Origin of the sequence: Streptomyces sirii, assembly GCF_045690365.1 — a bacterium.
GTDB classification, from domain to species: Bacteria; Actinomycetota; Actinomycetes; order Streptomycetales; family Streptomycetaceae; genus Streptomyces; species Streptomyces sirii.
Window position 1 is genome coordinate 286,410 of sequence record NZ_CP147982.1, and the last position, 23,450, is coordinate 309,859.

The window sequence follows — 23,450 nt, forward strand, 5'->3', positions numbered from 1 at the left end:
ACGGCCCGACGCTCGGTGCATCGGGTCGGTGAGCGCGGGGACCCAGCAGGTCAGCGGGTTGCTCCGACGCGGGCATGAGCGCGCATGGCGTCGCTCCACAGAAGTTGAGCCAGAACCCGACTTATGACGTCGTTTCGACGTGAGATTGGGAGTCGCACGCTCGCACGAATAGGTGATGTTCGCGAGAACGGGAGTCAGCTGTCGCAGGCCATTCCCCGGGCGTATCCGTCACTTCCCGGTCCGGTTGGTGAGGGGCTGTTGAGAGGCAGTCCGTGGTGTGAATAGTGCCTGGACGGTTTCGGTGGCCAGGTCTCGCAGCCAGGAGTGGGCGCGGTCGTTGTCGTAGCGCTGGTGCCACAGCAGGTACAGGGGGACGTCGGGCAGCGGGAAAGGCGGCGGCAGTGTGGCCAGGCCGAGTTGTTCCCGGGCCGTGCGGGTGACCGCGTCGGGGAGGGTGACGACCAGGTCGGTGTCGAGGGCGAGTTGCAGTGCGAAGGCAGCGGTGGGCCCGGCGGCGACGACGCGTCGTTCGAGGCCGCGTGTGGTCAGGGCGTCATCGATCGGGTCGCGGAGGCTTCCGCGCCGCGAAACGGTGAGGTGTTCGGCGGCTGCGTAACGCTCAAGGCTCAGCGGGCCTGTTGTGAGCGGGTGGCCCGGTCGGACGGCGACGACCAGCTGGTCCTTGCCGACGAGGCGGTGGCGGATGTCGGGGAGCGTCGGAGTGCTGGAGCTGGATTCGAGGTCGACCTCACCCCGGCGCAGCTCGGCGTCGTCCGTCCCGGGTTCGGCGGACAGGCGCAGCCGGACGCCGGTGGCCTGGCGGTGGACGGCGGTGATCAGGGCAGTGCCGCATGCGGCGGTCAGGGCGTCGTGCCAGCGCACGGTGAACACCCGGTCCAAAGCTGCCAGGTCGAGTTCCTGTTGGGCGGACAGAAGTTGGTGGGCCTGCTGCACCAAGGCGTGGACCTGGGCGCGCATGGCCAGCGCGCGGGTGGTGGGGACCATGCTGCGGCCGGTGCGGACCAGGATCTGGTCACCGGTGGCCTTGCGGATGCGGCCCAGGGAGCGGCTCATCGCCGGTGCGGTGACGTGGAGGCGTGCTGCCGCGCCGGCGACGCTCCCCTCTTCCAGCAGGGCGTCCAGGGCCGTGAGCAGGTTCAGATCCAGTTGCATGACAGTAACTCTACAAGTGACAAGCATGCACTTGTTGTTAATGATCGGGCGGCCTACCTTCGAAGTGCGGGGACGGGACAACCGCCCCGCTTCCACCGATTCCCCAGGGAGCCCACCATGAGCACAGCCATGCCTTTCGACGCCGGTATGACGCTCCTGTCCGACGTGACAGCTGCGGTGAAGGCCGCCGGCGTCACGCTGCGCGACCGCTACACCTCGCACGCCCGGGGCGTGAGTCTGGACGAGGTCGTGGGCGAGATCCACGCCAACGACGACGCGGTGCTGGACGTGCTGCGGGAACCCCTGTTGCGGGCCCGGCGAGGGTCGCAGTGGGCCGAGGACGAGCTGGCCGGCGGCGCGCTCCCGCCCGGGGAGTGGTGGGTCGTCGACCCCGCCGAGGGCAACATCAACCACGTTCACGGCATGGAGGACTGGGCCGTCACCGCCACCCTGGTCAGCGACAACCGGCCGGTGCTCACCGTCGTCCACCTGCCACTGACCGGCGACACCTACACCGCGGCCGCCGGCGGCGGTGCCCGCCTCAACGACCGGCCCCTGAAGGTGTCCGCCAAGACCGATATGGGCGCCGCGCTCATCGGCACCGGCCAGGCCAAGCCCGGCGAGGACAAGCGCACCTTCCGTCGGATCGGTGACTCCGTTACCGCGATGCTCATCAACGGCCTGGTCGTGCGTGTGTCCGTTCCCGCCACGATGCAGCTCATCCACGTCGCCGCCGGACGCATGGACGCGTTCTGGCAGTTCTCCGACGTCCGCTCCGGCCTGGTCGCCGGCGCCCTGCTGGTCTCCGAGGCCGGAGGCACCGTCACCGACCTGGCGGGCGAACCCTGGAACACGGGCAGCCGCGACTTCCTGGCCGCCGCCCCCGGCATCCACGGCGCCGCCCTCAAGGTCCTCTCGCCGATCGCCTGACCGGACGTCTCCGCTCTTCCCCGCCCCGATACCGCAAGGAGCATCACCGCATGACCAGCATCGGCATCCTGGGCGCCGGCCGCGTCGGCACCAACCTCGCCGGCAAGTTCTCCGCAGCCGGACACCACGTCACCCTCGGTGGCCGGAGCCCCGAAGACACCGCCGCCCGATCCGCCGGGCTCGCCCCGCGGATCGCCTTCGCCGACCAGCGCACCACAGCCCGCACCACGGAGGTCGTGATCAACGCGACGCCCGGCGACAGCTCCCTGGACCGCCTCACCGGCCTGCGCACCGAACTCGCCGGCAAGATCCTCATCGACGTCTCCAACGCCACCCGCGACGACGGTGACGGCCTGCCCGGCGACCTGTGCTATCCCGGCAGCAGCCTCGCCGAGAAGCTCCAGGCCGCGCTCCCCGACACTCATGTGGTCAAGACTCTCAACACCATGCTGTTCATGGTCATGACCGCTCCCGAAACCCTGGCCACCCCACCGACCGTCTATCTCTCGGGCGATGACGAACACGCGAAGAGGACCGTCACCGGCTTGCTCGGCGACCTGGGCTGGCAGCCCGAACGGATCGAGGACCTCGGCGACATCACCACAGCCCGGGCCACCGAGGCCATGATCCTGGTCGTGCCCCACATCCTGCGCCGACACGGCTTCAAGCCCTTCGCCGTCTCCCTCGCCCGCTGACCCACCAAGACCGGGCCAGACCAAAACCAGGTAGCGGGCTCGTGCGAGGCGGCTGGGTGCTGGCAGGGACAACGCCCGCTGGGCCGCAAGTGACGCCCGAACTCATCGACATTGATCATGCCTACAACACGCGAGGCGACTTCCGAAGTCGTCGACAAACGACTCCCATTCCCGTGTACAGAGCCATGCCTCATGTGACTCACCCATATTTGGCATGCTGAACAGCTCAGATACTTGACAGCTCGAGATAACACTGGCCCCCAATGCCGAGCACCACGCTTCCCGAGAACGTTGTAGGGTCCGCGTTCGCGTGTCGAAATCCGCGCCTGAGTGTCGTTCTCGATGACGGATCCGACATCCCGCGCGGACTGACAGGCAACACCTGGGACTCATTCGAGTTGCGAACCAGCTCCCGGCCTCGACGTCGAAGATCCGCCATGTCGTGCGGACGAACAGCGATGTCGTATCGCGCGGACTCGCGGAATGGCCCAGCTCACGAGCGAGCCGTTCGACGCCAGGTCGCGGAACCTGCAAACGTGGAAAATACAGCCGGCGGTCCACCAGATCAGCAAATCGACGCAGCTCACGAGCCCTACCAACAGATCACGGCCAGGTGCCTTCCGGGCGGTGTCCAACGGGTCGCGTGACGGGGCGGGAAACACGTCATTGCGGCAGACGTGAGCCGGGGAGATCTGTCGGATCAGGAGCGGGCACGTCTAGAGCCGCATCTGACGCCACCGACACGGCCCCAGGTATTCGTATGGCGGTCCGAGTGCTCATGAATTCTCACAGTCAGCCATGGGTGGGGTGACGTCGAGGGGAAACCGCGTCATGGTCGGCTCCGTGCCTCTTGGTGAGGGGCCGCCCGTCCCCTCACGTTCGACTGTCGGCCCAACCGTTCCCTCCAGATGATCGCCTCATGCGTGCAATACCTCACAGGCTGCCCACGCCTGTTCCGGACCGTCCACGGGCACGCCACAGCACGCCAGATACTTAGATGGGCCAGCTGGAAACACGCCACCACCAAGAGAAAGTGCGGCCTGGACGAATCACGCAGGAAAGGCTCACCGATACGGAGGTCACTTCCGGCCATCCAGACGAAAGAGCCATCACATGCCCGACGACTACGTCGCCCATTTCAATCTGATGGCTCTGGCCACCGATCCGGCCGGTCCGCGCCTCTCCCTGATCTCCGGGCGGCCCACCGGCATCACGTGCAAGGCGGCACCCGCCCCCTGAGGCCAAGCCCTTCCGCGAGGGCGATGTCGTCGCCCATTTCAGCATCCCCGCCGCCGACAACGACAGCGGCCCCGTGGTGATCGATCCTGCTCAAAAGATCAGCATCCGAGCCCGTCCGGCTCCGCGATACATTGCACGCGGCGCCCGGCTGGATGCTCTGGGCCATCGGGCCTGCGGGAACCACGGTGGGCATGGGCGTGCTGGGGATCAATCGCGGCATCGTGCCACAGCCCCTGCACCACCTGATACCCGATATCGAGCGCCGCGACCATGCGTCGCCGGGGCCACCAACCCGGTGATCATTTCCGGTCAGGCCACCAGCGCAGTGGCCGTGCAAGGGCAGCAGGGCCCCAGGCTTATGATCAAGCGCTTCTCGGAAAGGGGCCACAGAGTGCTGGTCAAGCTGATAGGCAGCGCAGTGACGGGGGCGGCCTTGATCGCCACATCCGCCTGCTCCTACGTACTTGGGGCTATTCCCCCAGCCGAGCACGTCAGGGACTCCCAGCTCGTGGGCACCTGGCACTCCCGTGAGTGCAAGGCGACACTGAGGCTGAACTCTGACAAATCGGGCGCCGCTTCGGGCGTCCCGACTGACATGCCTCCTCCCGGGCTCTCCGGCCCGGTCAAGAGATTCAGCGGCGACGGAACCTGGAAAATATTCAGGCACGAAGACGTGCAGTCGCTTGACTTCGAGGGCGATAACGTCGAGATCGTGTTCGATCTCTTCATGGATGGCAAGCGCTTGGTCGTGGTCGCGTTCGTTGGAGATGACCCGGACAACTCCAACAGCTGCCAGTTTGCACGCGACCGTGATCCAGCTCCTGGGGTTAGCGGTGCCGCCTGACGACTGTCCCCGGTGAACGTTTCCGGTCAAAGCACTAGTGCTGACCGAGGCAGCCGCCCAGACCTTGGCCGGATGGACGCAGAGGACCTCTTCCCGGACCGCCGCAACACCCTCAAGCTCGCCCGCGGCGCCCCACTGATCCTGGCCGCCGATGGTCGACTCTCGGGGCCGTGCGGCACCCTTTGGTCCAGACTCACAGCGTCCGCAGTCGAGAGCCGGTGCCAGTTGTGGCACCACAGTACAGCGAACCCCTCGCCCCAACTCGAGTTCATCGCTGGTGGATCCGCCAGCCGTACACGCCGACCGGGATCCCCGCTCCTACGCGGAATATGGTCTCGCCCTCCCGATGCCGTTCTGCGACGGCAGCCCCCAGAACCCGGCCTACAACGGCCAGATGGTGATCTCGGAGAAGCTCCAGCAAACCCGCACGGACGGCTCGACGGTCGGCTTCGGCAAGGACGCCTACAACATCCCGGACGTGCCGCACGCGATGCGACTGTCGGCCTCCGGCACCTTCCTCCACGGCAACTACTGGGGCAATCCGTCGCATCGGTGACGTCGTGGTCGTCGAGAACTCACCCGAGCAGAAGGGAGAGGACCGCAGCCGGAATCTAAGAAAGAGCCTTAGAAGCATTCGCTATGGTTCCTCACCGTTGGCCGGAACACCCCAACCGGCCGGTAAAGAGCCCTCTCGGTCCGCTGTCCGGACCGAGGAAATACCCCTCTCCTGCGCCTCACAAGGCGAACCAGCTTTACGGAAGCGACCACTCTCAAGTGAGCCGACCGGCAACTGTGCAGGCAGTGCACGTAGCAGCACACGGGAAGGTGACCTCTCATACGCCGCCCCCTTCCCTTGGTCCTGGCTGTCATTGCGGCGTCAGGGATACCGGCACTTGTGCCGCGGCTCTCACCGCCTGGTGTGGACCTCGTCTGACGAAGACGACGACCGCAACCTCGAAAGACATGCTGAGCCACCTCGACGACACTCCACCTCCTGGAGGGCCCCATGCCCGTAGCGCACACCAGCTTCGTGCCGTTTGCCACCCCTGTGGAACCGCTGGACAGACTCGGCGAGCGGCTCGGCCTGCGCCGTGGTTCTTTGTGGGTCAAGCGAGATGACCTCACGGGCCTGTCCGGCGGCGGCAACAAAGCACGCAAGCTTGAGTACCTGTGCGCCCGTGTCGCCTCTCAAGGCTGGCGGACGCTCGTGGCCACGGGTGGACCGCAGAGCAATCTGGCACGCTCCGTCGCAGCGGCCGCGGCTCGCCTGGGCCTCGACTGCCACTTGATACTCGCCGGCGAACCGCCCACGCGCCCCAGCGGCAACCTCATCCTGGACGACCTGATGGGGGCCACGGTCGAGTGGACCGGCCGCCCCCTGTCCCTCGATGCTGCCGAACAGGCGGTTCATGCAGCCGCTGCGCGACTCACCGCAGAAGGTAAGCCCGCCTACCCCATACCCTTCGGCGGCAGTTCCCCGCTGGGCTGCCAGGGCTACCTGCATGCTGCCCGAGAACTGCGGGAACAGCTCCCCGGCGTCCAACTTGTTGTCACCGCCACCGGCTCCGGCGGCACTCAGGCCGGCCTCGCTGCCGGCCTGGGCTCTCACGACCATGTCCTGGGAATCCGCGTCACTCCCTTCACGGACCTCGCGGGCCGCGTTCATGACCTGGCCGACGCAACCGCACAGACGGCCGGGACGCCCGCCCCACGGGGCCGCGTACAGCTTGACGACAGCCAACTCGGCGAGGGCTACGGCATTCCCACTGACGCATGCCTGGAGGCCATCAGGTACACCGCTCGTCACACCGGTCTCATCCTTGACCCCACCTACACAGGTAAAGCCATGGCCGGACTCATCGCAGCCGTACACGAGGGACGCATCACTTCGGGAATGACAACGGTCTTCTTGCACACCGGCGGACTTCCTGGCCTTTTCGGCGACTCCCACAGCTCCCACTGGAAGGTGCCAGGGTCCGCCGGGCCGGCACCGGCCTGACGCGGCAACAAGAGCTCCGGCAGAATTCAGTACTCAGTGGGCCTCACCAGTCCCGCCGGCCAGCGGAGACCGGATTCGCGTCACGCGAGCCCTGAATAGCCAACGGCGTTCCGAAGGGGCAAGCCAACGCAGAGCCTTTTGCCATTTATTTGATAATCAAGGGGCACCGGCGTGAGGGATTTTGCTTCTCAACTGGTAACTGCGGCTGAATAAATGCCGCAACTGGTAGATAGGAGATGTTATGCGGAAGATAAGGCGCGCTGCCCGTGTGGTGACGCTGGCGAGCGTCGCGTCGATCGGGCTGGCCGCTGCAGGACCGGCCTTCGCCAAGGGCGGCATCTGGGTCACCGCAGCGCCGCACTCGGTACGCGTCGGGCAAGCCGTCCACGTCAACGCCGGAGGATACTATGGCGATGGCATCGAAATCGAGGCGAACCCCTATCAGCGGGCCTGCATCCAGCAGCGCCTGACCACGAGTGGCCCCTGGCACACCGTGAAGTGCGGCAAGGTGGTGGACGCTCTCAGCTCGGGCGCCGGGGCCAAGGTCGACGCCAACGTCAAGGCGCTGCGACACGGAACCGTTCAATTCCGGGGCGTCCTGTACGGGGCGACAAACCCATATGCCAAGCACCCCACTCCACTGACGACTTCGGAGGTCGCGACCGTGCGCGTACGCTGACGGTACGTCATGTACGTTCCGTGGGCGGCGAGTCCGTCCGCCCACGGGCATCGCCAGGGCAGTCGCACAGCGAAGAGATCCGGAGCGGGCGAGAAGCGGACCAGATGACTGGTGTGAAGCCGGACACGCTATGAGCGGAACGCCGTGGTCCAGACCCCCGCAGCGTCCGGGGGGGGGACGAGACCCGGTGCCAGTTGCGGCACCACACTAGCCTCCGGGATGAAGAATGCCTGCGAGCAACGGAGTTCGGGGGCAGCAGCCAGGCCGTGGGTGACCGTCGTCGCACCCCCCGGCCGGCAAGTACGCCAACGCAGCCCTGCGACGCACGGGACACTGCCAACCAGGCGGCAACACACGCGGGGATGACAGCCGCTGCGTCCGAGGAAGCCGCCAAGCTGCGCTCATGACTAGGGCCTGCCCGACGAGTCGCGTGACGGGCCTGGCGGTGGATCGTTTCGTCCCGTGTGGGGCGAGGTGATCGTACGGACGCAGATTGGGCTCGGCTGGAGCCACACCTTCCGCAGAACGCAGGACGGGCGGGCGGTCGCTTCACCCCGTCCTACGAGGCGAACTTCGGCTGGCGCTTGTTTCTCCCCCGGAGCTGGGATCCCACCTCAACGAAGACGAACGACCCGCGAAACCCCACCGATCCTGCCTGATGACCATGCCCTCCCGCCTGGAACCTCCAGATCCCCGACAGAGCCAAGCGGAGAACTGCTGCGTTCAGGAGTTTCCGAGGGCGTTGCCGGGCGTACGGCCGAGTCGATGGAGGCAGCGGCGGGCGAGGTCGCTGATCGATGTGCTGTTGACGATCTCCAGCATGGGGAGGTCGCAGCCGAGTTGTTGCTGAACGGCATTCATGAGTTCTGCACCCATGAGGGAGTCGAAACCGAGCTGTGTCAGCGACCGGTCGGCCGGCAGACGGTCGGTGGTCGTCTGCAGGATGTTCGCCAGGACGTGGGTGATGACATCGGTGAGCAGGACGACGGCGGCCTCGGGTGTGGCAGTGGCCAGTTGCTGGGCCAGTGTGTCGTCTGTCCGGCGGATGCCGTGGTCCGAGGGCAGGACGCTGGAGAAGCGGGGGGCCGCGGCGGCCGGGCTCAGGCGCTGGGCGCGGCTCCAGTCGATGTCGGCCAGGACGGCCACATCGTCGCCGCGGGCCAGGAGTGTGCCGAGCGGCTGGAGAAGGTCGGCCGGGGGGACCGGGGGCAGACCGATGGTCCGCAGATATCCGTTCATGTCGTTCCGTGCGACGTGGCCGACGTCGGCGATCGCTCCCCAGCCGACGGCCAGTGCCGCTCGTCCCGCGCATCGGCGGGCCCGCGCCATGGCCTCCAGGAACACGTTGGCTGCCACGTAGTTGCTCTGGTGGAGGTTGCCGACCAGCCCGGTGACCGAGGAGTGCAGCAGGAACAGCGTGAGGTCCCGGCCGCGGGTCAGTTCGTCCAGGACTGCTGCTCCCGCCGCCTTGGGCTTGAGAACCTGCTGGAGGCGTTCGTCGGTGAGATCCACCAGGGGCGCGTCGTCGAACACCGCGGCGGCGTGGACGATGCCCCGCAGCGGGTTTTCCCGGGTGTCGACGGCGTCCAGCACCGCGCGCATGGCCGTCATGTCGGAGGCGTCCGCGGTATGGGTGGTGACGTGTACGCCTTCTTGGCGCAGTGCGTCGAGCAGCGCGGGGGCCTCGGGCGTGTCCGCGCCACGCCTGCCGACCAGTGCCAGTCGGCGCGCTCCGTGCCGGGCCAGCCAGTGGGCGGTGGCGGCGCCGAAGCCGCTGAGGCCACCAGTGACGAGATAGGTGGCCTGAGGATCCATGGTGGCCGGTGTGGGGTGGTTCTCCAGGCTCGGTGGAGGGTCGAGGGAAATGACGACCTTGCCGATGTGGCGTGAGTGCTGGAGGGCCTCGAACGCGTCGGTGATCCGGTCGGCGGGATAGACGTGGTGGAGGATGGGCCCGTAGATGCCGTCGTGCACCCGCTTGGCGAACTCGGGCCCTTCCTCGTTCGCGATCTCGGGGTGGTGGGTGAGCAGTTCGTTGATGTCGCCCACTGCCGACAGTGTGAGGTTGTTGAGGAAGGGACGGAGCAGCAGGCGGCTGTTGCCGTACAGGTCGCGTTTGCCCAGCTCGATGAAGCGCCCTCCGCTTCGCAGCGATTCCAACCCCCGGCTGATGGCCTCGCCCGCCAGGGAGTTGAGGACGACGTCGACGCCTTGACCGTCGGTGAGGTCCTTCACTTGGTGGGCGAACTCCAAGGAGCGTGAGTCCAGGACGTGCCGGACTCCGAGCAGGCGCAGCAGATCCCGTTTGGCGGGGGTTCCGGCCGTCGCGATGACGTGGGCGCCCGCGTGCGCCGCGTACTGAAGTGCGGCCAGGCCCACTCCGCCCGCAGCTCCGTGCACCAGGACCGTCTCGCCGGGCGCGAGGCGGGCGAGACGGTGCAGGCTGTGGTGGACGGTGAGATACACGGCGGGCAGCGTCGCGGCCTGGCAGAAGTCCATGCCCTGGGGAATGTGACCGGCCAAGGCGGTCTGGACAGTGGCATGCGAGGCCAGCATGCCGGTGCCGAAGCCGAAGACCCGGTCTCCGGTGGCGAAGCCGGTGACGCGGGGGCCTACGGCGGTGACCACACCGGCGCATTCCATGCCGAGGGCCTGCTCCGTGCCCGGCGTGCCGCCGACTTTCGGCACACTCAGCGGGATCAGTCCGAGGCTCTGCAGGACATCGCGGTAGTTCAGTGCGGCCGCGTGGACGCGGACGAGGATCTCGTCCGGTCCCGGGCGAGGTGCTTCGGCGGATACCCACGCCAGCTGGTAGGCGCGCCCGGGGGCGCGCATCTGCAGGGCGAAGGAGGATCCTTCCGGTGCCGGCTCGGAGGTGGTGAGGGCGGGCAGTGCGTGGATCCGGGGCACGAAGCGGCCGGAGGCAGCGAGGAGGATCTCGTCCTCGGCGGTGGGGTCGGTGAGTTCCGCGGCCAGTCTCGTGGCGTCCGCATCCGGGCGGTCCCCGCGTTCCAACGAGATGCGACGGACGGCCAGTTGAGGGTACTCGGTGGCGAGGCAGCGCCCCACGCCCCATACCGTCGCGGACTCGGTGGCCAGGGGGCGTTCGGGAGCCGGCAGCGCCCCGGTCGGGGGTGTTACCAGCCATAGGGCGACATCGCTTCGTCGTGCGGCGGAGGTGGCCAGGGCGCGCAGCGTCGCGAGGCGGCGCACCGTCTGCTCCATGTCCAGGCGCGGGCGGGACTCGATGCCGGTGTTCTCGGCGAGAAGCAGGACGACGCCGATGTCGCCGGGCCGGTCGTCCAACAGGGCTGACCAGTCGGCGGGGTCGGTGCTGAGAGAGGCACGGCACACCCCTGAGTCGTCTTTCGCGTGGAGGTGCGGGACGAGTGCGTCCGCGAGCGGGTCGTCTGGGTCCTCTGCGGCGATGATCCAGGCGCGCGTCTCCTCGGTGGATGCGGCCGGACCGACCGGCTGGGTAGGACCGGTGCGGTGCGGCCTCTGGGCGAGGAGCAATGAGGAGTCTCCGCCCCGCTCCGTCCGGGAGGTGGCTCCGGTCGGCGCCGGTTGCTCCTGCCCCAGCGCGGTGACGTCGCCGTAGCCGGCTTGCGTCAGGATGCGTGTCCATTCGCCGGCGGGCAGCAGTGGCCCGTTGGGCCGCAGGTCGCTGTCGTGCTGCTGCCAGAAGCCGGGGAGGAGGCCGTACTGGAGGGCCGCGGTGGCCGGGTCGTGGGTCTCCGTGGCGAGGAGGTGACCGCCGTCCGCGAGGAGTCGGCCGATGTGGTCGAGTGAGCGGCGCAGATCGCCGACGACGTGCAGTGCCTGGCCGGCCACCACGATGTCGAAGCCGGCCTCGGGCAGCCCCTGCTCGACGGGGTCCTGGTCGAGGTCCAGCGTCCGATAGGTGACGAAGTCATGCTTCTGGAAACGCCGTTGGGCCCGAGGGAAGAAGCTGTCGGAGATGTCGCTGTAGACGTACTGGGTTCGCTCCGGCGGCAGTGCGGGCAGTAGGAGCGCGGTGGTGCCTCCGCTGCCCGCGCCGACCTCCAGGACGCGCAGGGGACGGTCGGCGGGCCACGTACGGACCAGGGCCGCCAAGGCCGCGCGGGCCGCCCGGGCGCCGAACCAGGACATGCCGCCCCCGGTGTGCAGCTCCTCCAGCAGAGCCCGGTTGGTTTCGGTGAGCAGGACGTCCTCCGGGGCGCGGTGGCCTCGCAGCACCTCGGGCAGCTGCGCTCCACAGGTGCCCAGCAAGGTGAGCTCCACGGCGAGACTCGGACACCGTCGGGTGAGTTCGCGGAATCGCTCGTACGGTGCGGGGGTTCGGACCATCTGCCATCGGCGAGCGTCGCCTCGGCCGTCCGACACGGCGAGTCCGTGGGATCGCGCCGTGTCCAACAGCACACCGAGCAACTTCGCGTACGGGTCCGGCACGCCCCCGTCGATCAGATCCGCCACGGTGAACGGGCCTGCTCCCGCATCGGGCAGCATGCTCGCGATGGCCGCCGCGCCGAAGTGCGCTGCCAGTTCCTTTGCCACGTCGAAGACTTCGCCACGTTCGCTCCGGCGTACGGCCGAGCGCAGCTCATGCACTGCGGGGCCGCATGCGCGCGCGACGTCGAGGGGGCTGGGAAGTGGGCTGGGCCCGAGGTCCTGGTCGGGGCGGCAGGCCGCGCGCATCACTGTGACATGGGGGACCGGACCGGTGGTATGGGGCTTGTCGACCCGCCGCAGTCGGATGCCTTCCAGGGACAGGCACACCAGGCCGTCGGGGTCGAGGACGGTGAGGTCCAGCAGCGACTCCCGTGCGGACCGGGCCCGGAGGCGGGCGTGGAAGTGGCCGGCGGCGGGCAGCGGCTGCCAGGCGCGTACCCGGTCGATGGACGCGGGCAGATGCGGAACACCCTGGACGGCCAACTCGCGGATCAGGACGAGCCCGGTCTGGACGGCTCCGTCCAGGAGAGCGGGGTGTGCCTCGTAGTCGGACAGGTCGGCCTCGGTGGTGTAGCGGGTCAGGGCCTGGTCGCCGCCGGTCAGCAGATCTTCGCTCAGCACCAGGAAGTCCGGCCCGTAGCTGACACCCGCTCGTGAGAGATCGCGGTAGAACTCCTCCGTCGTCCGGCGCTCTTCCAGCCCGGCCGCGATGCGGTCGATGTCGATGCGGTCAGGCCGGGGTTGGAGCAGTCTGCGGGCTCGTCCGCGGGCGTGCTCCTGCCATGCTTCGGTGCCCTCGCCACGGCTGGCGATCCGGACCAGCCCGTCGTCCGTCGACAGCGTTGTCTGGACCTCGACCTGCCGGTCGTCGTCGAAGGGCAGTACCAGGGCGTGGGGGATGGTGAGATCGGTGATCTCCACTGCGGTGTCCCATGCCCGGCGGCCGGCGGCCAGTGCCATCTCCGCGAAGCCGGTGGCGGGCATGAGCACGGCGTCGGCGATCCGGTGGCCTTCCAGCCAGGGAGCGCGGGCCGGGTCGAACGCACCGTGCCAGGTGGGCTCGGCCACGGCCGCGCGTTCGCCGAGCAGGGGGTGGTCGATGGTGCCGTCGCCGCAGCGGCGCACCCATGAGCTGGGGCCGCCGTTCCAGTGGCGCTCGCGCTCCCAGGGATAGGCGGGCAGATCCACCACCCGGCCGGCCTGCGGGAAGAAGACGTCCATGTCGCCCTGAGCACCCGCCGCCAGCAGATGGCCGACCGCGGCGCGGATCGCGATCGGCCCGGGAACGTCCCGGCTCAGGGTGGGCACGACGGTGACCGGGGAGGAGAGCTTCTGGCCGGACGCCGGCCGACGGAGGTATCCGCTGAGCACCGGATGCGGTCCGACGTCGACGAAGACGTCGCAGCCCCGTTCCCTCAGCTGTCCGACGGCGTCCGCGAACAGCACGGGGTGGCGCAGGTTGCGCCACCAGTAGCCGGCGTCCATCTCCCGCCCGGTCAGTACCGTTCCGGTGGTGGCAGAGGCGTAGGGCGTATGCGCCCGCTGAGGTTTCAGCCCGGCCAGCTCCGCCAGCAGGCCGTCCTCCAGGCCGTCCATGGCGTGGCTGTGGAAGGCGTACGCAAGGCCCAGGTCCTGGAAGTAGACGCCGTGCCGCTGAAGGCTTCGGCCCAGGTCGGCAAGGGCGGCCCGGTCTCCGCTGACGGTCACGTCCCGCGCGGTGTTCACCCCGGCGATCTCCAGCCGCCCGGCGTACGGCTCCAGCAGCGACCGGGCCCGTTCCTCGTCCGCGCCGAGTGCCGCCATGCCCCAGTCACCGGCCGTGGTCGCCTGTGCCCGGGAGCGCTCCACCACCACCCTTGCCGCCGCGTCCAGTTCGAGCGCGCCCGCGGCCCATGCGGCAGCCATCTCACCGGAGCTGTGTCCGACCACTCCGGCGGGCCGCACGCCGTGCGCCCTGAGCATCGCGACCACGCCCACCTGAACGGCGAACAGGAGCGGCTGGGCGACATCGGTGGTCTCCGGCCGCCGGGATCCGGCGTCAGCGGTCAGTTCCTCCAGCACCGACCAGCCCAGCAGCGGTCGCAGCGCGTCGTCCACATCGGCCACCGCCGCCCTGAAGACCGGATCCGCCGCCAGCAGGTCCGCCCCCATCCCGGGCCACTGCGATCCGTTGCCGGAGAACGCCAGCGCGACACTCCCCCGCTCGGCGGCGGCCGCCAGCGCCCCCGCGACCTGCTGCTCCCCATCGGCCAGCCGGTGCAGGAGGGTTGCCGCCTCGGCGGGGCTGTCAGCCAGCACGGCCGCCCGGTGCTCGTGGTGACCGCGCCTGCGGCAGGCGGTGTACGCCACGTCGTAGAAGTCCCGTTCCTCGCAGGTGCCCAGCCGCTCAGCCATTCGGCGCGCCGCGGTGAGCGCCGCGCCGGGGGTGCGGGCCGATACGACGACCGGCAGCGGACCCGCACCCGCGGAGCGACCGGCGGGCCGGGCCTGTTCGGGACCCGCGGCGAGGACGGCATGGGCGTTCGCGCCGCCGAATCCGAAGGAGTTCACTCCGGCCACGGCACATCCGCCCGCCGGCCGTTCCAGGGGGCGGATCTCGGTGGCGGGGACGAGTCCCAGCTGATCGAATTCGATCTGCGGATTGAGCGGAAGGGCATGGAGGTTGGCAGGCACCTGCCCATGCCGTAGTACCAACATGGCCTTGAACAGCCCCGCCATGCCGGAGGCCGGTTCCAGGTGGCCCAGCTGGCTCTTGACCGACCCCACGGGGAGCAGGCGACCTGGTGTCCGCCGGGTGCCGAGGGCCTGCCCGACGGCGCGGCACTCCGTGGGGTCCCCCATCGGCGTGCCGGTCCCGTGCATCTCCAGATACGTGACGTCGTCGGCCTCGACGCCCACCGCCTCGTACACCTCGCGCAGCAGTGCCGCCTGGGCCTCCGCGCTGGGTTGCGCCAGCCCTGGGGTGCGCCCGTCGGTGTTGACGGCGCTGCCGAGGATGACTGCGTGCACGCAGTCGCCGTCCGCCAGCGCACGGGACAGCGGTTTCAGGATGGCCAGGCCACCGCCCTCGGCCCGGACATAGCCGTCCGCCGCCGCCGAGAACGTACGGCACCGCCCGGTCGGAGAGAGCATCGACGCCTTCGCGAACCCGACGAACTCGAAAGGACTCAGCAGCACATGGACACCACCGGCCAACGCCATCCCACAGCGCCCCGTGCGCAGCGCCTCGCAGGCGTGGTGCAAGGCGACCAGCGCGGAAGAGCAGGCGGTGTCCACGGCGAGGCTGGGGCCGTGCAGGTCCAGGACGTAGGAGACACGGTTGGCTACGTTCGAGGTGGCACCACCCGACATCGTGTAGGCGTCGGTCGACCGGTCCTCCAGTCCCTGCATCACCCCGAAGGCCGGGCTGGAGACCCCCGCGTACACCGCGGTGTCGGAGCCGGCGAGCGACGCCGCCGCGATGCCCGCGTCGTCCAGCGCCTCCACCGCCATCTCCAGAAAGAGCCGCTGCTGTGGGTCCGTGCGTCCGGCCTCGCGCGGCGACATGCCGAAGTACGCGGCGTCGAAGCCGTGGATGTCGTCGAGGAAGCCACCCGCGACGGTGTACGACTTCCCCGGGCGCCACGGAGTGGGGTCGAGCCAGCGGGCCGGGTCGAACCGGTCCGGCGGCACCTCGCCCACCAGATCCCGCCCCTCGACGAGCGCGGACCACAGCCCGTCCAGCGTGGTGATCCCACCCGGTAGCCGACAGGCGGAACCCACCACGGCAATGGGCACACCGGCATGGGGAGGCTGCGGCGTCATGGACGACTCCATCTCACGCGGAAGCGACATCGGGGAGGTGTCGAAGATGCGACGGATCGACACGACGCATCGACATCAGGACATACAGCGCGGCTGTACCTAGCCTCGGGCTGTAAGCGGGCTCTCCGCACACCCACGCGCCGAGCGAGAGGGCACCGCTCACCAGCGGCGGAATCAACTGCGGGTCCAGCGGGGCGCAGACACCCGTCTGACGCAGCGGAACCCGTGGAGTGACCCGGTATTCCTCGGGCGACAGGTGCCGGGGCGCAACCATCTGCCACACCGCCGATGCGAGTTCGCCGCGGTCCCCCAGCGGCACCCGGCAGTGCGCACCAACCCATTCATGCCCTGTCCGGACGACGTAGCGGGCGACGCCGAGCGTCATCAACGGAACGAGGGTTCCGCCACGATGGTCCGGATGGATACAGGCCCTGCTGATCTCCACCAGATCGCCGCGGAGCCTTCTGTGTCCGCTGAGGTCGAAGTCCGTCTCCGCGCAGCAACGCCCAGCGGCCAAGGCGCCCTTTGGTGACAGCAGCCGACAGCTGGCGACCAGGGCTCCGGTGCCTTCCTCATGGGCGAGCAGATGGTCGCAGTGCCCGTCGAGGCCGTCGATGTCGAGCTCGGCACCCAACTCCTCCACGAACACGAGGTGGCGGAGCCGTTGGGCGGCCAGCACGTCACGTTCGTGCCGCGCCAGCGAAAGGGTGTAAGCGGGATACGTTCCCGCCGCGGGCGGGATGACGGGAACTTCGGGCGAGGACACGAGGGGCCTCCGGTCTCAGGGCACGGCAACGCGCGCCAAGCGCCGTGATCCCGTCCGGAGATATTCCGGACTCCGGCCCTCGGCGCCAGCCTGATCCCATGAAAGCTCCACGCAGAGCAAAAGCGCGCACGGCGCGCGGAGGGAACCACACGCCGTGTCCGGCCAGACGCACACGCTGACCACCGTCGTGATGGTCGAGCGGCCCGACTTGGAGGTCGGCCACCTCGGCATCGCCGGGCGGACCACCTTCCGCGGCGGGCCCCTGGAAGGGCTGGTCCAGGACAAGGTGCTGCTCCAGGCATTGACGCCGCAGAGCGGCGAAAGCGGCGCCATCTTCCGCACGCAGGGTCCGGGCATCGTTCTCGTCAGGCTCGTCATGGAAAGCATCCCCGCTGGGCGAGAGGCTATGGCTGCGGTGTTCAACAGGGACGAAGCCGCAGCGACCGTGCACCTGTCTGTTCCTGGCTCTGGATCGGCGGTCGAGCCGATCCAGGCGGGTGAATCGATCGAGCTCCTCTCCGTATGGCCGTCTTCAGGGGGATCGGGTGAAGCGCGGTGGATCTGGTACCCGCTGGGCCCGCAGGAACCTCCCGTCCGCGTCTGAAGGACCTGGGCCTTGGGCGTGGAACCGTGGCTGGCGCGGAGATTGATCTTGAGGTCGGATTGGTGTCCGCCACATAGTCCCGAAGCGGCGGGGCGTCCGCCTCCCCTGCGAAGTCGGTGATCTTCCGCGGGGCGACGCCCTCCATCCACACCCCACTGTCGCCCATACCGTCCACCCACTCCATGCCCCGGGTCGGGTTCTTCAAGTGCGACCGCTCGGCCCCTTGGCGGGCTTCTTCAGCCGGCTGAACGGCCCCGGTGGTGCTTGGCGGTCCTGTCCGTCCGGTACACCGGCAGCGCGCCCTCCGACGGATCCGCGTTTCCCAGAGAATGCCGGAGGCCAGATGGGTGTTGGCCCTGCCGCGGACGAGCGGAGGTGCTGAGTGCCGCGTCGGCCAGCTGGTGGATGCACCAGTACAGGACGGTACGGCGAGCCACGGCCGGGTGCGGATGCGGATGGCGGATGAGAGCACGTACCTGGGTGGGATCGGGCAGTTGAAGTCGCACGGCGAGGCGGGCGAGGTCGGAGGGGTCGCCGAACGCGGCGAGTTCCCAGTCCAGCAGCAGCCCTCCGGAAGCGCGTGTGATGCAGCAGCGCTTCGGGCTGTGGTCGGTCCACAGGGCGGACTGCTCCACGAACGGCTAGAAGCCGCCGTCGCGTCGCCCGGCCCAAAACAGCAGCGGCGGAGGGTGACCGCAACTGCTCATTCTGCTGACCGGGACGTCGTCGGGGATCTCCAGCATGGTCACGAAGCGCTCCCCGGCCTCCTCCTCCGGCTCGAAGTCCGCCAGGTACCGGCCGCCGCTTTGTTCCAGACCGGCGGCTAGGACGGGCAGGGTGGTGTGCTTGTGCGCGGCTTCCCGGAAAGCTCCGAGCAGCAGGGCTGCCTCTGCCACTGACCACACTTGAGCCAGCTCGTAATTCGGCGCCGCTCGCGCACCACGCAGAATGAAGACAATCAGCTTCGACAGTACGGCCAGGGCGAGAGTTGCACCATGACGTAACGGGTCATCAGCGTGCCGAAGCGCCAGCCGATGTACGCCTGGGCAGCGCCCCCGCCGCCGCAGGGAGACGGGGGACGGTCACGAACTCATCCTGACCGGAAGGAGCGGGCGGGTTACGAGGGCACGGTGCAGCCCACTTGACCCGCGCCCTGGTGGGCCGGGCCGGCGACCGCCAGGGCGTCGACGACGTCCTCCAACCGTTCTGTGCGCACGTACACAGCGCGTTGCCGTGCGGCGCCTGTGCCGTGCCTTCGCAGCCGCGACAGCCAACGTCGCACGGTGTCGAAGTCGCCGGCTGTTCGCAGATGTCCCTGGACGTGCCCCATCAGGGCTTCGGCCAGATGCCAGACCGGGATGTTTCTGTGTGGGCCGGGCAAATGTAAGGTCAGCGCCTGGCCTGACATGCCGTCACGGGCCGCGCGCCATGTCGCCGCGCGAAGGACGGTGTCCTCCACCGGCAGGGCCGGTCTTCCCTCGCGCACGTCGGTCAGCGCCGCGGCTACCATGGCGCGCACCAGCAGTGCGTAGGCAACCGTGTCCTCGGTGTCCGGCAGCACATCGGCAACCCTGACCTCGACGGTGGGCACATGCCGCGAGGGTCGGACGGACCAGTACAACATGGCCGGATCCACCGCCGCACCGCTGTCCACCAGTGCCGCCACAACCTGCTCGTAGTGGTCCACCGAGCGCAGGTACGGCGGCGGGCCGGCGGTCGGCCACCGGCCCCACAGCATCGCCCGCCAACTGGCGTGTTCGGTGTCGCGGCCGCCGCAGAAGGGGGAGTTCGCGGTCAGCGCCAGCAGCAGCGGCATCCACGGCCGCAGGTGGTTGACCACCTGTACGGCCTCCTCCAGATCCGGCACGCCCACGTGCACATGGCAAGCGTTGGCGCACTGCTGGTCCACAAGTGTCCCGAAACGGGTGGCGATCGCGTGGTAGCGCGGCTTGTCGAGGATCGGCGGCGGTCCGGGATCGCCCAGCGGGGCCGTGCCGCAGGCCACCAGCAGACAGCCGGAATCCCGAGCGGCGCGGGCCGCACACCGGCGCAGCCGCATCACCTCGGTACGCAGCTGACGTGCGTCCGAGCACACACCGCTGACCGTCTCCAGCTGCGCCAGCGCCATCTCGCCCACCACATGCCCGTCCCCTGCCAGCCGGCCGGCCGCCTCCACCACTGCCTCCGCGACGAGCGCCGCTTCGCGCGTCACCGCGTCCGCCAGGACGAACTCCTCCTCCACCCCCACTGTCAGCTGCCCTTGCCCCGCTCGGACCCCCGCACTCGTTGCGTAGGAATCCCGCACGCCGCCTCCAGCCTCTGCAAACCCGCAGCACGACAAAACGGCTCTCACGGTAAGTCCCAGGGCGATTCGGTGGACACGAATGACGCATTCCCGACCTCACCCGGCCACCTCCGTCCCTTGAGCTGCCTGGCCACTCCTGGCCGGGCCGGGCTCAGCCCGACGCGTGTGCCCGGGCGGACCGCACCACGGGATTCGAAGAATCAAGTCGGGAAAGGGGCGGGGGGCACCTTGGTCCATTGCGTGCGCGGTCGGCCGCTCCATGGTGGACCATGGAAGCCAATGCACTCCAAAGGTACGGGGCAGGGCCACGGGCTGGCGCGAGCGTAGGCCCTTGTGGTCCGGCGCATGGAAGGAGTGCCCCGTGAGCGCAGCCGATGGGCGTCCGGCTGGCACCGGTCAGCCGGAGGATCGGTCGTCGCTGCCGAGTGGGCTGATGGACCTTCTTGGCGTTGCCGCGGTGCTGCTGGATGCCGATGGGCGGATCGCGTTGTGGAGCCCGGAGGCCGAGGAGCTGTTCGGCTATCCCGCTGAGGAGGCGCTCGGGCAGTACGCTGCGCCGCTACTCGTTCACGAACAGCACTGGGATCTGTTGATCGAGCTGTTCGCCGAGGTCATGGGAACCGGGGAGCGGTGGGCCGGGGCGTTCCCCGTCCGGCCCCCTTCCCCTCGCCTCGGCGAAGATCCTCAACGGCGCGCACGAGCTGTCCGTCCACCGACTACAACGGCGGGACGACTCCTTCACCCTCCACTGCACGATCGCCCCGCCCCTGCCGGACGCAGCCGAGGAGACTCCGGTTCTCCTGGCCCTTGAGGCCGTGGACGACATCGGCAACGAGTACCTGGACTGGGGCGGCGCCTACGGGCTCGCCGGCAGCGGCAACCGCACCAATGGCAGCATCTCCGCACAGCCCGCCCTGGCGGCCGAGGCATGCGACATCCGCATTCGGCTCACGTTCCTTCGCGACGGCGAGGAACACCCGTGCCGTCTGATGCTGCGCACCCGCCGAGCCGGCACGCCGGGTGCTCGTCATCGAGGCCGTGTGGGCAGCATGGATCTCGGTGTCCAGGATGCGTCAGCGGCACAGGTCTTGGTAGGCCAGCCCCGGCGCGTGCCGCAGCCACTGCGTGCGGTCCAGGCCGCCGCCGGCCACCTGGCAGGCCAGGCGCTTGGGGTCGTGGGCGGCGGCGGGCAGCGGGCCCAGGCCCCACAGGCGCAGCGTGCCGTCGCCGCCGCCCGTCAGCAGCGTACTGCCGTCGGGAGTGAACGCCACGTCGTCGACGCTGTCGTCGAGAGGTGGCAACTCGCTGGCTGCGTACGGGTGTTGCAGATCACCGATGTCCCACAGCACCGCCGTTCCCTGGTCGTCCGCCTCTGCCAGCAGGTTGCCGTCGGGGTGAAAGGCCACACGTCCCCCATGGCCGGGCGCATCGGGGAGCTCGATGACGGGCTCGGACAGGGACGTACCGTTGACCCGGTAGACGCTTTCGCCGGCGGCCAGCAGCTTGCGTTTGGCGCTGAACGCCGTGTCCTGCTGGAGCACCGCCACCGGGTCCCACTTGAGGTGACGGGGCCGGTTCGGGTCGCTCATGTCGAACAGGCCGCTGCCGGCTCCCGGAAGCGCGAGCAGCCTGCCGTCCGGACTGAACGATGCCACGCTCGCGTGGGTGTAGCTCTTGAGGGTGTACGAGCGGGTCTCCACGGGCCGTGCGCCCTTGAGGTTCCACAGCGTCGCCCAGCCTTCGATACCCCCGGTGAACCGGGGTCGGTTTCCGGACGTGACCAGGAGCGGGGCACCTGGGCTGAAGGCCAGCGAGGCCACCGGGCCACGGGTGCGCAGGGTGGCGGTCTTGCGGGGGCGGTGCCGGTTCGACGCGTCCCACAAGATGACCCGGCTGGCGCCGTCGCCTCCGGCCAGGTAGCGGCCGTCCGCCGAGAACGCCACGTCCGTCATACTCTCGGAGAAGCCGCGCAGGACGGAGAGTTGACGGGGCCGGTCGGGGTCGGTGATGTCCCACAGCACCAGGGCGCGCGTGCCCGCGGTCGCCGCCGTGCGCCCGTCCGGGGAGATCGCCACGGCCGCCACGGCCACCGGGTCGGCGACCGTCCGGGCGCGTTGCCACGGACCGGGCTCGGAGTCCGTGCGCCAGCTGGCGACCGCATCGCGGCTGTCGACTTCTCGGATATACCGGCTGTCAGGCGTGAAGGCGACGTCCTCTCCGGGACCCAGATCGCCGTCGCGCAGCATTCCCCGGGAACGCGGCTTGTCGAGGCGTGCCAGGTCCCAGCGCACCGCGCTTCCCTCACTGTCGAGCGTGACCGCCGCCTTGCCGTCGGGTCGGAAGCCGGCGTCGGTCACAGCGCCCCGGTGGCCGCGGAGTCTGCTGAGCAGTTGCGGTGCGCGGGAGGGGCGGATGCGCCAGACGTAGGCGGTCCTGGCGTGGCTACTGATCAGGGTGCGGCTGTCGGGGCTGAAGGCGAGGGCCCCCTCCCAGGCGTCCTGGCGCCCCAGGCGGCGCGGACGGGCCGGGTCGGAGGTGTCCCACACGGTCATCCCGCTGCCGTGCTCAATGGTGATCTTCCCGGTGTCCGCCTCGTCGAAAGTGATCTTGCCGGTGGCGCTCACGACGGTCTTGCCGTCGGGGCTCATCTCGACGTCCTTGGCATCGTAGACACCGGTCACCGAGGCGAGACGGCGTGGCCGGTCCGGGTCTGCCACGTCCCACAGGTCCATCCGGCCGCTGTTCCCCTTGCCGTCGCGAACGGTGGCCAGCGTCCGGTCGCCGTCGCCGAACCCGCCGCCGTCCAGGCCCGTCGCGCCGGGCAGGCCCGGTAGCGGCCGCGGCTTGGCGGGCTTGGCGATGTCCCACAGGGCGTGGCCCTTGGTGGCCGCCACGAAGAGGGTGTGTCCGTCTCGGCTGAAGGCGATGTGTTCGACATCCCCGGGCGGCGGTGTGAGGCGGTGCAGCAGGCGGCGCTGCCCGGGCTGTGAGATGTCCCAGAGCCTGAGCGTGCCGTCGCCCGCAGTGGCCAGAACGCCGGCGTCGTCCGAGAGCCGCCTGACGAACTGGCCGACGTCGTCCGGCCCGCGCGATGCGCCCGCGTACGGCGTGCGTTGCAGTACGTCGACAAGGGCGGCGCGGGTTTCCGTGCTGGGGCGCACGCTGTACGCGGTCAGCCCGAGGCGGACGGCGGTGCGCGGGTCGTCCACCAGGCGGTTCTCCGATTCGGCGAGCAGCGCGCGCACTGTGGCCACCCGCCGTTGCCCGTCCGCCTCTTTGCGCTGGCGCTCGGCCTCGTCACCACGTGTCTGCGCCATGACGCCGAAGACGAGCGAGGCGACGAGGAAGAAGACCAGGCCCCATGTCAGCCCGCGCCGCACGCCGACCGTCCTGGCGTGCTGGCGTGCCTCCTCGCTGTCGAGTTCGTCCTTGCTCACTCCGTGCAGGGACGCCGCCAGGGTGCCGATGTCCTGGCGGAACCGGGCGTGGTCCAGGGTCAGTTCGACCTCGCTGCCGGCCCAGGTCAGGTCGACCCACAGGGGTTCGGCCTCAAACCACCCGAACACCTCGGGCGGCAGGGCGGTGGTACGTGTCCGGTCGAAGTTCCGTGCGGTGTGGTCCCAGTGGATCGCGCCGCTGGTGAGCACGATGAGCAAGGTGGCGGGCTCGCGGTGCTGCTTCCAGTAGGCGATCTCCCGGGCCACCCAGCGGGAGCGGGCGGCCTGCGGCGAGGCGAGCAGGACGAGATGGCGGCTCGCGCTCAGCTTGGCCTCGATGGTGGCCCACAGGTCCGGACTGGCTTCCAAGGATGCCTGGTCGCGGAAGATCCGCAGGGCGCGCGGCCGGTTCCACGGCTTGGCCAGGCGGCTCAGCCCTCTGTGCACGGCCGGGGCCACCTTGGCGTCGGCCCCGTGACTGTAGGAGAGGAAGGCGTCGTAGGCGTATCGGGTCGCGGTGTTGGCAGACGGCATCGTGTTG

General features: G+C 69.4%; 14 protein-coding genes and 2 pseudogenes. 9 read left to right on the forward strand and 7 right to left on the reverse strand.

Annotation, left to right across the window (positions count from 1 at the left end):
• Positions 1-228: 228 nt before the first annotated feature.
• A complete protein-coding gene (locus WAB15_RS01415) occupies positions 229-1,173 on the reverse strand; it encodes a LysR family transcriptional regulator (RefSeq protein WP_407284962.1) in 945 nt (314 codons plus the stop codon).
• 117 nt (positions 1,174-1,290) lie between these two features.
• Between WAB15_RS01415 and WAB15_RS01420 the strand changes: the two genes are divergently transcribed.
• From WAB15_RS01420 to WAB15_RS01450, 7 genes and pseudogenes are all read left to right on the forward strand, one after another.
• Positions 1,291-2,103 carry an inositol monophosphatase family protein gene (locus WAB15_RS01420; protein ID WP_407284963.1) on the forward strand — a complete coding sequence of 271 codons (813 nt, stop codon included), beginning with the start codon at positions 1,291-1,293 and terminating at the stop codon, positions 2,101-2,103.
• A gap of 50 nt (positions 2,104-2,153) precedes the next feature.
• Positions 2,154-2,798 (forward strand): NADPH-dependent F420 reductase, encoded by a 645-nt coding sequence (locus tag WAB15_RS01425; protein ID WP_407284964.1) that lies wholly within the window; start codon positions 2,154-2,156, stop codon positions 2,796-2,798.
• 1,113 nt (positions 2,799-3,911) lie between these two features.
• A complete protein-coding gene (locus tag WAB15_RS01430; RefSeq protein WP_407284965.1) occupies positions 3,912-4,037 on the forward strand; it encodes a hypothetical protein in 126 nt (41 codons plus the stop codon).
• A gap of 391 nt (positions 4,038-4,428) precedes the next feature.
• The gene (locus tag WAB15_RS01435) at positions 4,429-4,881 is read left to right on the forward strand and encodes a hypothetical protein (RefSeq protein WP_407284966.1); all 453 of its coding nucleotides are present in this window, start codon (positions 4,429-4,431) and stop codon (positions 4,879-4,881) included.
• A 346-nt stretch (positions 4,882-5,227) separates the two neighbouring features.
• Positions 5,228-5,428, forward strand: a pseudogene (locus WAB15_RS01440) (hypothetical protein); the annotation flags it as partial.
• 459 nt (positions 5,429-5,887) lie between these two features.
• The gene (locus WAB15_RS01445) at positions 5,888-6,880 is read left to right on the forward strand and encodes a D-cysteine desulfhydrase family protein (RefSeq protein WP_407284967.1); all 993 of its coding nucleotides are present in this window, start codon (positions 5,888-5,890) and stop codon (positions 6,878-6,880) included.
• A gap of 268 nt (positions 6,881-7,148) precedes the next feature.
• Entirely contained in the window at positions 7,149-7,559 is a 411-nt protein-coding gene (locus tag WAB15_RS01450) for a hypothetical protein (RefSeq protein WP_407284968.1), read from the forward strand.
• 723 nt (positions 7,560-8,282) lie between these two features.
• Here the strand turns inward: WAB15_RS01450 and WAB15_RS01455 are convergent.
• The gene (locus WAB15_RS01455) at positions 8,283-15,797 is read right to left on the reverse strand and encodes an SDR family NAD(P)-dependent oxidoreductase (protein WP_407284969.1); all 7,515 of its coding nucleotides are present in this window, start codon (positions 15,795-15,797) and stop codon (positions 8,283-8,285) included.
• Positions 15,798-15,810: 13 nt separating this feature from the next.
• Complete coding sequence (locus tag WAB15_RS01460) at positions 15,811-16,563, reverse strand: GNAT family N-acetyltransferase (protein ID WP_407284970.1); 753 nt, start codon at positions 16,561-16,563, stop codon at positions 15,811-15,813.
• 154 nt (positions 16,564-16,717) lie between these two features.
• On the opposite strand from WAB15_RS01460, the gene WAB15_RS01465 reads away from it, so the two are divergent.
• Entirely contained in the window at positions 16,718-17,167 is a 450-nt protein-coding gene (locus WAB15_RS01465) for a hypothetical protein (protein WP_407284971.1), read from the forward strand.
• A 236-nt stretch (positions 17,168-17,403) separates the two neighbouring features.
• Here WAB15_RS01465 and WAB15_RS01470 read toward each other — a convergent pair whose 3' ends face one another.
• From WAB15_RS01470 to WAB15_RS01480, 3 genes are all read right to left on the reverse strand, one after another.
• Positions 17,404-17,802 (reverse strand): hypothetical protein, encoded by a 399-nt coding sequence (locus tag WAB15_RS01470; protein ID WP_407284972.1) that lies wholly within the window; start codon positions 17,800-17,802, stop codon positions 17,404-17,406.
• Between the two features lie 6 nt (positions 17,803-17,808).
• A complete protein-coding gene (locus tag WAB15_RS01475) occupies positions 17,809-18,063 on the reverse strand; it encodes a hypothetical protein (protein ID WP_407284973.1) in 255 nt (84 codons plus the stop codon).
• Positions 18,064-18,284: 221 nt separating this feature from the next.
• Positions 18,285-19,415, reverse strand: a complete 1,131-nt coding sequence (locus tag WAB15_RS01480; protein ID WP_407284974.1) for a glutamate--cysteine ligase — start codon at positions 19,413-19,415, stop codon at positions 18,285-18,287.
• Positions 19,416-19,833: 418 nt separating this feature from the next.
• On the opposite strand from WAB15_RS01480, the pseudogene WAB15_RS01485 reads away from it, so the two are divergent.
• Positions 19,834-20,127 (forward strand): annotated as a pseudogene (locus tag WAB15_RS01485) (PAS domain-containing protein); the annotation flags it as partial.
• Between the two features lie 418 nt (positions 20,128-20,545).
• On the opposite strand, the gene WAB15_RS01490 reads toward WAB15_RS01485, so the two are convergent.
• A complete protein-coding gene (locus tag WAB15_RS01490) occupies positions 20,546-23,443 on the reverse strand; it encodes a TIR domain-containing protein (protein ID WP_407284975.1) in 2,898 nt (965 codons plus the stop codon).
• Positions 23,444-23,450 lie beyond the last annotated feature (7 nt).